This is a genomic window from Psychromonas sp. KJ10-2 (assembly GCF_047323255.1).
GTDB lineage: Bacteria > Pseudomonadota > Gammaproteobacteria > Enterobacterales > Psychromonadaceae > Psychromonas.
This window is the reverse complement of sequence record NZ_CP178827.1, coordinates 2,687,092-2,701,081: the sequence shown is the minus strand read 5'-3', so window position 1 is coordinate 2,701,081 and position 13,990 is coordinate 2,687,092. Positions and strand designations below refer to the sequence as shown.

The 13,990-nt window shown below is 38.6% G+C and carries 10 protein-coding genes and 2 pseudogenes; 2 read left to right on the top strand and 10 right to left on the bottom strand.

Annotation, left to right across the window (positions count from 1 at the left end):
- Positions 1-26: 26 nt before the first annotated feature.
- The 9 genes and pseudogenes from ACLKL2_RS13075 to pilM all read right to left on the bottom strand — a co-directional run bounded on the left by ACLKL2_RS13075 (position 27) and on the right by pilM (position 9,035).
- The gene (locus ACLKL2_RS13075) at positions 27-887 is read right to left on the bottom strand and encodes a Dam family site-specific DNA-(adenine-N6)-methyltransferase (RefSeq protein WP_413692016.1); all 861 of its coding nucleotides are present in this window, start codon (positions 885-887) and stop codon (positions 27-29) included.
- The gene (locus ACLKL2_RS13070) at positions 880-2,475 is read right to left on the bottom strand and encodes an AAA family ATPase (RefSeq protein ID WP_413692014.1); all 1,596 of its coding nucleotides are present in this window, start codon (positions 2,473-2,475) and stop codon (positions 880-882) included. The genes ACLKL2_RS13075 and ACLKL2_RS13070 overlap by 8 nt, the downstream gene beginning before the upstream one ends.
- 6 nt (positions 2,476-2,481) lie before the next feature.
- Positions 2,482-3,552 carry a 3-dehydroquinate synthase gene (gene aroB, locus ACLKL2_RS13065; protein WP_113819342.1) on the bottom strand — a complete coding sequence of 357 codons (1,071 nt, stop codon included), beginning with the start codon at positions 3,550-3,552 and terminating at the stop codon, positions 2,482-2,484.
- Positions 3,552-4,067, bottom strand: coding sequence for a shikimate kinase AroK (gene aroK, locus ACLKL2_RS13060; protein ID WP_113819341.1), 516 nt, complete (start codon positions 4,065-4,067; stop codon positions 3,552-3,554). The genes aroB and aroK overlap by 1 nt, the downstream gene beginning before the upstream one ends.
- A 158-nt stretch (positions 4,068-4,225) precedes the next feature.
- Positions 4,226-6,303: pseudogene (gene pilQ, locus ACLKL2_RS13055) on the bottom strand (type IV pilus secretin PilQ).
- 26 nt (positions 6,304-6,329) lie between these two features.
- Entirely contained in the window at positions 6,330-6,848 is a 519-nt protein-coding gene (locus tag ACLKL2_RS13050; protein WP_113819339.1) for a pilus assembly protein PilP, read from the bottom strand.
- A complete protein-coding gene (locus ACLKL2_RS13045; RefSeq protein ID WP_413692012.1) occupies positions 6,848-7,417 on the bottom strand; it encodes a type 4a pilus biogenesis protein PilO in 570 nt (189 codons plus the stop codon). Before ACLKL2_RS13045 ends, ACLKL2_RS13050 begins: the two co-directional genes overlap by 1 nt.
- 2 nt (positions 7,418-7,419) lie before the next feature.
- Positions 7,420-7,977, bottom strand: a complete 558-nt coding sequence (locus tag ACLKL2_RS13040) for a PilN domain-containing protein (RefSeq protein ID WP_113819337.1) — start codon at positions 7,975-7,977, stop codon at positions 7,420-7,422.
- Entirely contained in the window at positions 7,977-9,035 is a 1,059-nt protein-coding gene (gene pilM / locus ACLKL2_RS13035) for a type IV pilus assembly protein PilM (protein ID WP_413692010.1), read from the bottom strand. The genes ACLKL2_RS13040 and pilM overlap by 1 nt, the downstream gene beginning before the upstream one ends.
- Before the next feature lie 200 nt (positions 9,036-9,235).
- Between pilM and ACLKL2_RS13030 the strand changes: the two are divergent.
- Together ACLKL2_RS13030 and nudE are read left to right on the top strand one after the other, a co-directional pair.
- A pseudogene (locus tag ACLKL2_RS13030) lies at positions 9,236-11,807 on the top strand (penicillin-binding protein 1A).
- A 110-nt stretch (positions 11,808-11,917) separates the two neighbouring features.
- On the top strand, positions 11,918-12,469 hold the full coding sequence (gene nudE / locus ACLKL2_RS13025) for an ADP compounds hydrolase NudE (RefSeq protein WP_413692009.1): 552 nt from the start codon (positions 11,918-11,920) through the stop codon (positions 12,467-12,469).
- 46 nt (positions 12,470-12,515) lie between these two features.
- On the opposite strand, the gene sthA is transcribed toward nudE, so the two are convergent.
- The gene (gene sthA / locus ACLKL2_RS13020) at positions 12,516-13,946 is read right to left on the bottom strand and encodes a Si-specific NAD(P)(+) transhydrogenase (protein ID WP_413692008.1); all 1,431 of its coding nucleotides are present in this window, start codon (positions 13,944-13,946) and stop codon (positions 12,516-12,518) included.
- Positions 13,947-13,990 lie beyond the last annotated feature (44 nt).

Here is a 13,990-nt window from a genome sequence, read left to right as displayed (position 1 = left end):
GCTAAAGTATGAGTGCGCCATTCTACCTAAGCAGCGACTAACACACTAATTTTTATTTGTGATGTTTGCGTTTGATTTCGTTTTAGCCGGAAAAAAGCAAATAACTCGGCAACCGGCTTACGATCCGTTGATTTACTGCTGATGGTACGCGCAACAAAGATTTTATCGCACTCTGCATCACGATATAACTCTTGAGTTAAGGTGGTATCGTGATTACTTAATAATACTGCCGCTTTACTTTCTCTCGCTAACTTCGCTAATTGAGCTTGATCATCCAAACTAAAGCCTTGTGTTGCATAACTAGTAAAAGAAGCACTTTTACTTAACGGCACATAAGGTGGGTCACAATACAGCACATCATTATCACGCAGATACAAAAACAACTTTTGATAAGGTTTGCAGGTAAAAGTCGCTTTTTTGGCTTTTTCTGCAAAAAATAACAGTTCAGTTTCAGGAAAGTAAGGCTGCTTATAGCGCCCAAAAGGGACATTAAAGCCACCACTTTTATTATAGCGGCATAGACCATTGTAACCATGACGGTTCATGTATAAGAATAATAATGAGCGCAGATAAACATCATCACTTTTATTAAACTTTTCACGCAATTGGTAATAAACGTCTTCTTGATTATATTTTGCTTGAAAATAGACTTTAGCATCACGGATAAACTGTTTAGGTTTACGTTTGATGATTTTATACATCTCTATTAAATCAGGATTAATATCATTCAGCACATATTCATCAAAGTCAGTATTTAAAAACACCGAACCTGCGCCCACAAAGGGTTCGATTAATCTATTCGCTTTTGGTAAGCGTGAATTAATTTGTTCAGTTAAGGTAAACTTCCCACCAGCCCATTTTAAAAAGGCTCTATTTTTTTTATTCATTATTTAACCGCAAATCATTGTGTACTGCTTGCCATGACTTTATCCAAGTAGGCATATCTGCAAATGCTGCTGGCAAGTTTTTAATCGCCAAGTTTGCAGATGCTTGTGAGGTGTATTCCTCGTAAATGACAACAAACCAAGGTTTATTGTTACGAATAGTTTGATATATAAACACGTTTTCTATTGCCCCATATTTCTGCTTGAAAGCACTTAAATAAGAGCGCGTAGACATAGCTGAAAGCTGTATGGTTAAGTGTTTAGGATTTTTACTTAATAGAATATTCGATGCCGTAAACAAACTATCTGTCGCTTGTTTTTGTTCATTATTAGGTGGTGTTTGTTGTACCACCTCTACTGCTGGCTCAGGCTCTTTTTGCTCAGGATTGGTTTGAGTCGCTTCGCTATCCTCTGTCGCTTGCTGCTGAATCTGCTGAGCCACACTCTCTTGATTATCCAATGATAATGAGGGTGCTTCATTAGGTGTTAATAAAGCAGGTATCGCCTGTTCTTTCAACACTGCAGGTGCTTCCACCATCACCTTATTAGGCTGTTCAACTAATACAGGTAATGTGATTAACTGGTCATCTGAAACCACTACACGTTGCTCTTTTTGATCAGAAAGCCCCACTGTACTTTCATTATCTGAAATATCTAAATCTAGAGTAGACCAGCCACCCGCTAAGGGTTCAGTGTTAGTCGAGCTCTCTGGTTCAGAGACAGGATCAATCAACTGTTCAATAGGTAATTCAACTATCTTCTCTGATTTCTCAGGAATAAATTTAGGATATAAATAGATACCTAGAGCGGTGACAATCACCACTAATAACAACATTAATAGTGCAGCCGGCAGCCAAGTTTTAACCCAAGTATGTTTATCTTCAGTAAAACCACCTTGGCTCAGTGTTTCTGCGAGTGTGATTATCTTATGTGGATTACCCGCACATAAACTTAATTGGTGATATAACGCATCTTGATGCTGTAATTTAGCTTGATAACCTATTTGCGCAAAATTATGTGCTAACAGTGCCTTTGCTTCCTGTGTACTTAACGCAGGTAATATTAACTCTAAGCGATTTAAGCTCCTGCGTAATCTATCTGCAAGATGTGAAGCTAAATACTCAGAGAAGCCCTTAGTGGTTGCTGTATCGCCTAATAAGATGACATTAACGTTATTATTCTCAGTTAATTCATAGGAAGTTAATAACTCAGATAACTCAATTAAAAAGTCTGTTGGCAAAAAATGTGCATTATCAATAATTAACAAGCGATTTTGTGCTTCACCAGACTCCTCCTGTAAGCGTTCAACAGAATCGACTAATTTATCCTGAGCATTAAATAAAGCATGCTCAAATAACTGCTCTATCACCTTTTGTCTTAAAGCTGGCACAGTAGCAACCTTGCTTAAGCACAGGTAACTCTGTTTTAACTCTGCAGGTAAAGCATTAGATAAGTTTTCAGTTAGTGTGGTTTTACCAGATCCGGCTTCACCAGTGATCATGATAAGAGAGGAAGATAGATAGATATGGTGTTGCAGCCGATCTAAAAGCTGCAACTGTGAAGGAAGCGGTATAAGCGTTCTTTCAACCATAATAGATTAAGATTCTATGACATCACGAAGTACAACTTCACTTACATCATCAAATAATGCACTAGTACCAATAGAAGTAGGTAGTACTAAGCGTAGTTTCCCATCAAGTACCTTTTTATCTAACTGCATATGTTCTGCAAAATGTTGATATTGCATATTTTCAGGTGCTGCTAGCGGTAGATCAAAGGCTTCAATTAGGTCAATAATACGATCCACATCATCGTGCTCGATTAAACCTAATACAAAAGAGGTTTCAGCTGCTAATACCATACCAGCGGCAACCGCTTCACCATGTAACCAGTTACCGTAACCTTGTTCCGCTTCGATCGCATGACCAAAAGTATGGCCAAGGTTCAGCAGAGCACGAATGCCATGCTCTTTTTCATCAAGAGCAACCACTTCCGCTTTAATCTCACAACAGCGTTTTAGCATGTAAATAATTGCACTTGGTGTTAATGCTTTGATCGCTTCAATATTTTGCTCAAGCCATTTAAAGAAGTCTTGATCATAAATAATGCCATACTTAATCACTTCAGCCATACCCGCTGCAAATTCACGATCAGGTAAGGTTTTTAGACACTCAATATCAATCACAACAGATTGTGGTTGATAAAAAGCACCAATCATATTTTTACCCAATGGGTGATTAACAGCGGTTTTACCACCAACTGATGAATCAACCTGAGCAAGTAACGTAGTAGGAATTTGTACAAAGGCGATACCACGTTGGTAACATGCCGCAGCAAAACCAGCCATATCACCAATAACACCGCCACCTAATGCAACAATGGTGGTGTCACGAGCATGCTTCTTAGCTAATAGTTCACTTAATATGATTTCAAAAGTACTTAGATTTTTATGTTGCTCGCCGTCAGGTAAAATTACGTCATCTACTTGAAAATCTTTTAATGTATTTTTACAGGCCTCTAAATAGAGTGGTGCGACAACATCATTAGTAACAATCATGACTTTTTTGCCTTTTATCGCACTGCTTAATAAGTCAGTATCTGATAAAAGATGTGAACCTATCGAGATAGGGTAACTACGATCACCTAGATCAACGAGTAACTTTTCCATTAAAAATCCAATAAAGCTATAATTTGACTAGCAACAACCTTGGCACTTTGCTCGTCAGTTTCAATAGTGTAATCCGCCGCTTCTTCGTAAAGTGCATTACGCTTTTCAGCTAGAGTTTCTAATACTGATTGGGGATCATCTGTTTGTAGAAGTGGTCGACGTTTGTCTTTTAACGTTCTTGCTAATTGCTTTTGCACGCTCGTTTTTAAATAAACAACAATACCACGAGCCGATAAGTGCGTTCTGTTTTCTTGACGAATAACGGCACCACCACCTGTTGCTAAAACAATACCATGTTTTTTAGTTAGCTCGTCTAACATCTCTTGTTCACGGTTTCTAAAGCCTTCTTCACCTTCGACATCAAACACCCAAGCGATATCAGCGCCTGTTTTGCGTTCAATTTCACTATCTGAATCAAGGAAGTCTAAGTGCAGCATTTGTGCTAGTTGACGGCCAATTGTGCTTTTACCAGCCCCCATTGGGCCAATTAAAAATATATTACGCTGTTCTGCCATGTTGAATTTTTACTCAAGTGGTTGATTATTGGGAAGCCCCTTAAAAATTAAAGAGAAGTGCCTTATTATCGCAATTGTTATCAATATATTGCAAGCCATAAAAAAAGAAGCCTGAAGATAAACTTCAGGCTTCTTGAATGACTTATGAGCGATTTAGGTTAGTATTTTGTTTGCATCACAATGCGTGGCGTAACAAAAATTAACAGCTCAGATTTTGTATTATCAGTTACCGAGTTTCTAAAGAAGTAACCTAGGTAAGGAATATCACCTAAGACTGGCACTTTACTGATGGTATCTGAGATTTGTTGTTGGTAAATACCACCTAATACAAGCGTTTCGCCATTATCCACTAATACCTGAGTTTGAATCTCTTGCGTATCAATAGAAACCGACTCACCATCACTAGTTGTTACCGTCTCACCTACAGAATCCTGGTGATCACTAAGTCTAGAATCAGTTTGTTATCCGGTGTTATCTGCGGTGTTACTTGTAAGCTTAATACCGCTTTTTCAAAGCTCACCGTAGTTGCACCTGATGAAGATGATTCTACGTATGGGATTTCAGTACCTTGCTCAATATAAGCAGTTTGTTGATTCAGTGTCGTAATACGCGGGCTAGCAATAATCTCTGCTTTACTCTCTTGCTCTAAAGCTGATAGCTCTAGATCCAAGATGTTACCATTCGCTAATGTCGCGACTTGGAAACCTAAAGTACCGGCAGATGAGGCAACAGGCAGATTTACATCTAAGGTATTTAATCTTGAATCAGAAGTAGCTGAATCAGTATCTAACCCCCAACTTACCCCTAAATCTTCCGCTACAGAATCACTTACTGTCACCATACGCGCTTCAATCACTACTTGACGAACCGCAACGTCTAATACATCAATAATCTCTTTAACCGAGTCAATCACTGCCGCAGTATCTTTTATTAAAAGAATATTAGTACGGGTATCAACAGTCACATTACCACGCTCAGATAATAAGCTTGCACTTTGACCTGATAATAACGCTGCAATAGTTTCTGCTTTTGCATAGTTAATCTGAATAAATTCTGAGTATAGAGGCGCTAACGCCGCCACTTCATTATTCGATTCTAATTGTTGACGTTCGCTGGCCGCTAACTCAGAAGCTGGAGCAATCATCAATACATTACCATCCATACGTTTACCTAAACCACGTACTTTAAGAATAATGTCTAAGGCTTGCTCCCAAGGCACATCATCTAAACGTAATGTGATGTTACCGCTTACAGAATCAGTAATAACCAGGTTAAAACCGTTAAAGTCAGCAATTAACTGTAATACCGTACGTACAGGAATATCTTGGAAGTTAAGTGAGATAGCTTTACCTTCATAAGGCGCATCGGCTTCATCTTCAGGTTTTTTCGACACCTCAATCATAAATAAGGTATCTAGTTGATCGTAGCGGTAGTTATATTCATCTTTTATGTTGAACACAAAACGCGTTTTACCATCTTCACGGAAAGTCTCAATTTTATTCACAGTGGTCGCAAAATCGACTACATCCATGATGTATAAGAAGTCATCTGGAATAAAGGTGCTTTGGAACTCGACAATCAGTTGTTGGTCACGACGCTTAATATCAACTGCAACACTGGAGTTATCTAGGTAAACAAATAACTTACCTTGCCCTTCAGAGCCACGTTTAAAGTCGATATCGGCAATGGTGTTTACATAACCTTTAGGGCGGTCAATAGAAGCTGCTTGACGAGCTTTCTCAGCCGCTTCATCTATGGTTTTTTGTGCGGTTTGATCGCCGGTATCCTGCAGAATCGCTGCAGCAATCGCAGTTTCTGACTCACTGGCATCGCTTTGTAGTGCTGTATCACCGAATCTCACTACTAAGTTGTTACCCTGTTCTGCAATGTAATAAGGCATTAACTCATCAATATTGATCGTTAAACGCAAACCTTCGCTCATGCGTTCGGCTTCAACGTTTTCAACACCATTTTTATCAATAGGGATAGGGTTTAATTCAAGTAATGAACTAGCATCTGCAACATCGATCACTAGTTTATTAGGGCGATAATTCAATTTATCAGTGTAACTACTGATAGCTTCATTAAATTCAAATTTTAATTCAAACTTCCCTTCAGAAAGTGGATTAACGTTTAATTTAACCAGTTGCGACTCGGCAACTGCAAAAGGAGATAAAATGAGCAAGACGCTACTAATACTGAACAGCGCAAGTTGCTTTATATTTAATAATTTCATGATTTCCGTTTCATCCCTGATTAACTTTATTTTGAGACTAATTTAATCTGTGTAAGCCGTTCTTCCCAACAACCATTTTGATCTGGCGCGAGCTCTAACAGGTCAATTTGATCTTTATTTATTTTTAGTACTTTTCCGTAATTTAATCCTAGATAGTTACCTGGTTTAACACGATGAACTTCATTACCAGATATTTGCACTAACGCGGACAATTCGCCATCTTTTAACAGCGTGCCACGCATTTGCATTTGCCCTAAAGAATATAACTCAAGCGCTTGTTTTTCACGTTCAAAATTAGGCTGAGGGCAACTTTTAGGAGTATCCTTTACTTCGGCAACGACTTCAAGCTTAGGCTGTGAAAAAGGATTACGTCCTTCGGCTTGTGTAAAATTAAGTGTATCGATTTTTTTTAGTGTAGGTACTTCATTTTTAACCGGATAAACTTTGGATTTAGTATCAACGACAAATTTATTTAAATCTTCGAGGTTTGCCTCAGAACAGGAAAATAATAAAAAAACCAAAGGTAAAGGTAATAATTTTTTCATTATTTATGTCCTTTGTAACGATATGTTTTAGCAACGATATCAAGCATTAAGGTGTTTTCATCGTTATGTTTTAATCGTAAATTATCTAATATAACAATACGCGGTAACGCGGCAATGTCTGCAGAAAATTGACCTAACTGCTCATAGGTTCCTACTACTTTAATACTTATCGGCACCTCCTCAGCTAACTCCAGCTGTTTATTTACTCCCCAGTTAAGGCTTTTAAATTGCAGACCATTGTTTGAGCCAATAAAACCAATATCATCCAATAAGCTTGCAAGCTCTTTTTTAGTCGGTAATTTATTAACTAAGCCAGCTAAGATTACCTCAATTTCAGTCATTTGTGCGCGATAAGCTTCAAGATTTGAAGACAAGGCAGCCTTGACCTTAAATTCATTTTTTAATGTTAACTCTTTTGCTTCAACTTTATCTAACTGTTTAAGCTGATCTTCGATAACATAATAATAAAACCCACCAATCAACAAAATACAAACAATCGCAATGACCACTGTTTTATGCAATTTAGGCCAGCTGCCTACATTATCGAAATCCATATCATTAATATGCATAATTATTTCCCGTCTTCATCTTCAGGTAGAATAATAAAATTCATCGAAAAGTTATATAACTTGATAGGTTCCGTTGGACCACTCACAATAGAAGGCAATGCCGCGTCACCTAACCACCCTGAGTTATCAACATTTCTTAACATATTACTGACTTGGTTAGTGGAGTCTGATAACCCTCTCACATCCGCTTTGCCTTTATCAAAGGTGATAGAATTAGTATAAACGCCCGATGGTGTTACTTCAGGTAAGGTGTTAAAGAAACGTGTAATGATATTTCGCTTTGCTTCTAACTCTTGTATGAGGTCAATACGACGTACCAATTCAGCTTTTTGTTTTTTAATATCGCTGATTTCTGCAATACGGCGATCTAAGATAATCGTTTCCGTTTGTAAATATTGATTTCGTTGATTTTGTGCATCAATTAACGAATCAACATACATTTTCCCAGCATAAGACAAAGCTAATGCAATCAACGCACTAATGCCTAATAGGATAAAAAAGGCTGTCTTTTTCTGTTTTTTATAATTTTCGCGCCAAGGCAGTAAGTTTATATTCGACATTATGAAACGCCTCTTAGTGCTAAGCCTAGTGCCATCATATATTTAGCGCCAGATTCTTTTAATAATTTGCTGTCTTCTTCACTTTTACATTCAAGCGCCAATGAAGGATCTGCAATTTCTACTTCAAACTCTAGCTCATCTTGTAATTGTTTAGCTAAAGCCGGCATTAATACCCCACCACCGGTTAGGATCAACTTTTGTACATCTACATTATTAGGAGCATTAGTGAACATTCGCAAATCAAAACGTAGATGATTGACCGTCATATTCACAAAAGGGGTAATAACATCGATTTCTGCACCATCAGGAAGGTCTTGATTGATTTTAGCTTGCTCAGCTTCTTGGGCTGGCATGCCATAACGCTCTGAAAGCATTTGATTACACAGTCCGCCACCGTGGCTTTTACTGCGCGTAAAAATAACATTACCTTGATATAGGATATTCAACATCATTTGTGTTGCACCGATATCCACCACTGCTACACCGCGATTATAATCGTCAGAGGTCATGATCATCTCTGCAGAACGTGCTAAAGCATGACTGGCAATATCAACGATCGTGGTTTTTAATCCACTGTCATCTACACACTGGGCTTGAGATAAAACTCGCTCTTTACGTGCAGCACTCACTAGTATGTCATTTAAAGATTTATCATTTTCGCTAGGCCCCATGATTTCAAAGTCGATAAAGATTTCATCTAGTGGGAAAGGGATACTGTTTTCAACCTCAATCTCAACGCGAGATTCTAAGTCTAGCTCACCAAGTGATGCATTCATTTTCATCACTTTGGTGATCACGTCGGAACCGGTAACGGCGATCGCAACATTTTTATAACTGGAAGGAAAACTGTGACGAATTTGTTTCAGGATGGCGGTGATTTTATCCACTTCTTCAAAGCGATTATCGACAATTAATCCTTTTGCAACTGGTGCTTCAGCGATACCGTCTACGCGATATGCTCCTGACCCTTTTGAAATCGCAATGGCCTTGATTGAACTTGATCCAAAATCAATCCCAATGACACTACGAGAGGCTAATTTTTTTAATCCAAAAAACATAATTTCCCTGCTATCTATAGCTTAAATAAATAATTTTTGAAATCCGTGTATTATTGATAATAAGTTTAAATTCTAGAACTTCCAAGTCGATAAGTCACAGTTCGCTCTTTAACTCATAATTTATCACTATATACTACATACCCTATATATCTAACATAAAAGTGACTTAGTCACACCACCAATGGAATTATTTAAATATGATGAAATGGCTCAAGAGACTTTTTTAGTTGCTATTATCTTGACTTTTATTGGCGTAGCCGCGGTATTTGTCATTTATTATCAACTAAAATCTGACTTACCTGACGTGACGAGTATTCAAGATATACCTCTACAAGTGCCAATGAAAGTCCTAAGTAAAGATGGAGAACTCATTTCTCAATTTGGTGAAAAGCGACGTATACCATTATTACGCAAAGAAATTCCAGATCAACTAGTAAATGCATTTATTGCAACAGAAGATAGTCGCTTTTACCAACATGTGGGTATGGACCCTATTGGTATCATGCGTGCAGCAAGTGTTTATATCATGTCAGGAAGTGCCAAACAGGGTGCCAGTACCATTACCCAGCAGGTAGCACGAAACTTCTTTTTAACCAACGAAAAGACAATTCTTCGTAAAGTGCGTGAAATATTTATCGCAATACAGATAGAACAAATCCTCACTAAAGACGAAATATTAATGCTGTACTTAAATAAAATTGCATTAGGACATCGTTCTTTTGGTGTTGGTGCAGCAGCACAAGTTTACTTTGGTAAAACTGTTTCAGAATTAACGTTATCGGAAATGGCCGTATTAGCGGGGCTACCAAAAGCACCTTCTCGTTTAAATCCTATCTACTCAGTAGAAAATGCGACTGAACGACGCAATATTGTATTAATGCGTATGTTAGATGAAGGTTATATTTCACAAAAAGAATATGAAGATGCACGTAATGAAGTGGTGTTAAGCCGCTATCATGGTGCAGAAATCACATTATCTGCTCATTATGTGGCAGAAATTGCACGTAATAAGCTGATCGAGCTGTACGGTAAAGAGAGAAGTTATAACGAAGGCTTCAATGTTTACACTACTATTACCAAAGAAGCGCAACAAGCCGCTAAACAAGCAGTCATTGAAAACTCACATGCTTACGATATGCGACATGGTTACCGAGGCCCAACTAAAGTGTTATGGGAAGAAGGTGAAGCAGCTTGGCCTGCAGAGAAGATAGCTAAAACATTAGCCAAAGAAACTAATTTTGGCGGTTTACAACCTGCGGTTGTGGTAGCCGTTAAAGAGAAAAGTATTGAAGTACTGATTAAAGGCCGGGCAGAACAAAAATCCACTATAGAGTGGGATGGACTAAGCTGGGCACGTAAATTTATTACTGATTCAAGACAATCCACACCACCTAAAAAAGCCGCTGACATAGTTAAAGTGGGCGAGCAAATTTGGGTGCGTGAAGTAGATGTCAGCAAAGATAATAAAGTAACTCAGCAACTACAGTTATCACAATACCCAGCAGTGAGTTCAGCATTTGTGTCTCTTAACCCGCAGGATGGTGCTATTACATCATTAGTTGGCGGCTATAGTTTTGTGCAAAGTAAGTTTAACCGTGCAACTCAAGCTAAGCGTCAAGTAGGCTCTAATATTAAACCCTTCATCTATTCTGCAGCAATAGATAATGGCTACAGCTTAGCGACCCTAGTTAATGACACGCCAATCAATCAATGGAGCGGTAGTGCAGCATGGCGACCAAAAACTCACCTGCGGTTTATGCCGGACCAATTCGCTTACGCCAAGCATTAGGTCAGTCTAAAAACGTAGTATCAGTGCGTTTAGTCGAAGACTTAGGTTTAACGAAGATTATTGACCAACTTACTAAGTTTGGTTTTAACGAAAACGACATGCCAAGAAGCAACTCGATAGCGCTGGGTTCAGCGTCTATTACGCCAATTGACCTAGCAACAGGTTACGCTATTATTGCCAATGGTGGTTATAAAGTTGAGCCTTATCTGGTTGAGCGTATTGAAGATGCATACGGCACCGTTTTATATCAAGCAGAACCAAAAATCGCTTGTCCACAATGTACTGAAGAGTACCAAGCACAGGCAGAAGCAATTGCAAATAACCCATTAGCAACTAAAACTATTACCGACCACAATGCTGAAGTTTGTGCTATTTCACCTATTGATCAATCACAAATCGCCGAGTCAGCGATTCCACCAGAGACCGCATTTTTAGTACGCGAGCTTTTACGTACTGCTGTATGGGGTGGAGGCAATAGAAAAAACAATACCAACTGGAATGGCACAGGTTGGCGAGCTGCACGTGGAATCGGCAGACAAGATATGGGTGGTAAAACAGGGACAACCAATGACTCAAAAGATGCTTGGTTCTCTGGCTTTGTAGGCAATATGGTGGCCACTTCTTGGGTAGGATTTGATGATTACAATCGTGATTTAGGGCGCGCTGCTTATAATAATAATCTAGGTAAAAATCAAACTGCAGGTGGTGAATTCGGGGGTAAAACAGCGTTACCAGCTTGGAATATGTTCATGAGCAAAGTAATGAAAAATAAACCTGAGTATCAACCTGAACGGCCAGCATCAATCACCACAGTACGCATTGATGCTGCAACAGGTTTGTTATCTACGGCGACGGATGAATCGACTATGTTTGAATTCTTCCGAGAAGATAATGTCCCGACTGACTATGTGCCTGAGCCAATTTATAGTGGATCAAGCAACCAATCTGGTGGCACTATCTATGACGATGAGCTTTTTAAATAAACGTTACCATCACCAAAGCCCGTTATTAAAGACGAGGCTTTGGTAATAAGAGATTAAATACAGGCTTTCAAAAACAGCGTTTTATTCACCAATTACACTATGAGGCAACTATGAGTAATACATCACCAATCTTACCCACAATACTAAATAAAAGTGTTGCCGCTTGTAGTCGATTTTTTAAAATTGAAACCTTACAACTGAAATTTAGTAATGGCGAAGAACGTGAATTTGAGCGTATGAAAAGCAGTACACAAGGTGCTGTATTAGTTGTTCCATTTTATGACGATGAAACCATTCTATTAATTCGCGAATATGCTGCGGGCACCCATAGTTATGAGTTAGGTTTTCCAAAAGGTCTTATTGACCCAGGTGAAACTCCGATACAAGCAGCAAATAGAGAACTCAAAGAAGAAGTAGGCTTTGGTGCTAAAGATTTCACAGAACTCAGAAAAGTAGTAATGGCACCAAGTTACTTTAGCAGTGAAATGACCTTATTTATGGCTAAGAATTTATATCCAGAACGTTTGCTAGGTGATGAGCCTGAACCATTAGAAGTGATTAAATGGCCAATCAGCAAAGTAGATGAATTATTAAACAGAGATGATTTTCAAGAAGCACGCTGTATTAGCGCTTTATTATGGGTGATGAAAAATTATCGCTAAGAGTCAATAAGACCAATGGGCAGTTATCAACTGCCCATTATCATATTTAAAATAAACGATTTAAACCATTCAACGCAGCAACTCGATACGCTTCAGCCATTGTTGGGTAATTGAATGTAGTACGCACAAAGTATTCAATGGTATTACCTGCGCCCTCTTGTTCCATAATGGCCTGTCCAATATGAATAATTTCAGCCGCTCTTTCACCAAAACAATGAATGCCTAAAATCTCTTTCGTTTCTCGATGGAATAAGATCTTCAAACTACCCACATCAGAGCCAAGAATTTGTGAACGGGCTAAATCTTTAAATTGCGCTCGTCCAACTTCATAAGGCACTTTTTGTTGCGTCAGCATTTGTTCAGTTTTACCCACAGAACTAATCTCTGGAATGGTATAAATACCTGTAGGAATATCTTTAATCAGCTTTTTATTACCTTCACGAGTAATAATTAGGTTTGCAGCGATACGCCCTTGATCATAGGCTGCACTCGCTAAGCTAGGGTAACCAATAACATCACCAACAGCATAAATGTTATCCACAGCCGTTTGATAGTGTTCATTAATGGACAATTGACCACGGCTATCAGGTTTCAAGCCAACCGCTTCAAGATTTAGCAAATCTGTATTACCTGTTCGCCCATTGGCATACAATAAACAATCAGCCTTCATCTTTTTACCGGACTGAAAGTGGATAACCACACCTGCCGCGGTAGACTCTACTTTTTTGTATTCTTCGTCATGACGAAGAATGATCCCAGAGTTTCTAAAGTGATAAGACAAGGCATCGGACATTTCTGCATCCAAAAATGACAACAGTCTATCTCGCGTATTAATTAAGTCGGTTTTAACACTTAAACCTCTAAAAATAGAAGCATACTCACAGCCGATCACCCCTGCACCATAAATCACGATATTCTTAGGCTGATAGTCCAATGACAAAATAGTATCGCTGTCATAAATATTTGCAGCTTTAAAGTTAATATCTTGTGGATGATAAGGGCGAGAGCCAGTGGCGATAATAATATCCTTCCCTGTAATCACTTCCACGGAACCATCCAGGTTTTTCACCTTGATAGAATGATTATCCACAAAAGAGGCTTCACCAAAATGTAATGTACAGTTGTTACGATTGTAAAAACTACTGCGCATTTTTACTTGTTCACCGATCACTTTTTGTGTGTGATGTAATACATCAGCAAATGTAAAAGCATGTTTTTGTGGGTAATTATTAGTGAATAACGCATTATTTTTTAACTCGATTAATTGCGTCACACTATGTCGTAATGCTTTCGAAGGTATAGTTCCCCAATGCGTACAGCCGCCACCAATATCTCTGTACTTTTCAACCACGGCGACGCGTTTACCTGCTTTTGCCAGCTTCATTGCCGAACCTTCACCACCAGGACCAGTACCAATCACAATGGCATCATAATCATAATTTACAGTAGCGGCTTTTGGACTTTTTGGTGTCGACATTAGATACCCTCATATAGGAAATAAACTTTATATTAACAATTTGA

What these genes read in the sequence shown, in the direction of transcription:
- aroB (WP_113819342.1), bottom strand. Translation starts at nt 3,552, where the DNA reads ATGGAAAAGTTACTCGTTGATCTAGGTGATCGTAGTTACCCTATCTCG.
- ACLKL2_RS13070 (WP_413692014.1), bottom strand. Translation starts at nt 2,475, where the DNA reads ATGGTTGAAAGAACGCTTATACCGCTTCCTTCACAGTTGCAGCTTTTA.
- ACLKL2_RS13050 (WP_113819339.1), bottom strand. Translation starts at nt 6,848, where the DNA reads ATGAAAAAATTATTACCTTTACCTTTGGTTTTTTTATTATTTTCCTGT.
- ACLKL2_RS13075 (WP_413692016.1), bottom strand. Translation starts at nt 887, where the DNA reads ATGAATAAAAAAAATAGAGCCTTTTTAAAATGGGCTGGTGGGAAGTTT.
- pilM (WP_413692010.1), bottom strand. Translation starts at nt 9,035, where the DNA reads ATGTTTTTTGGATTAAAAAAATTAGCCTCTCGTAGTGTCATTGGGATT.
- sthA (WP_413692008.1), bottom strand. Translation starts at nt 13,946, where the DNA reads ATGTCGACACCAAAAAGTCCAAAAGCCGCTACTGTAAATTATGATTAT.
- nudE (WP_413692009.1), top strand. Translation starts at nt 11,918, where the DNA reads ATGAGTAATACATCACCAATCTTACCCACAATACTAAATAAAAGTGTT.
- aroK (WP_113819341.1), bottom strand. Translation starts at nt 4,067, where the DNA reads ATGGCAGAACAGCGTAATATATTTTTAATTGGCCCAATGGGGGCTGGT.
- ACLKL2_RS13040 (WP_113819337.1), bottom strand. Translation starts at nt 7,977, where the DNA reads ATGTCGAATATAAACTTACTGCCTTGGCGCGAAAATTATAAAAAACAG.
- ACLKL2_RS13045 (WP_413692012.1), bottom strand. Translation starts at nt 7,417, where the DNA reads ATGCATATTAATGATATGGATTTCGATAATGTAGGCAGCTGGCCTAAA.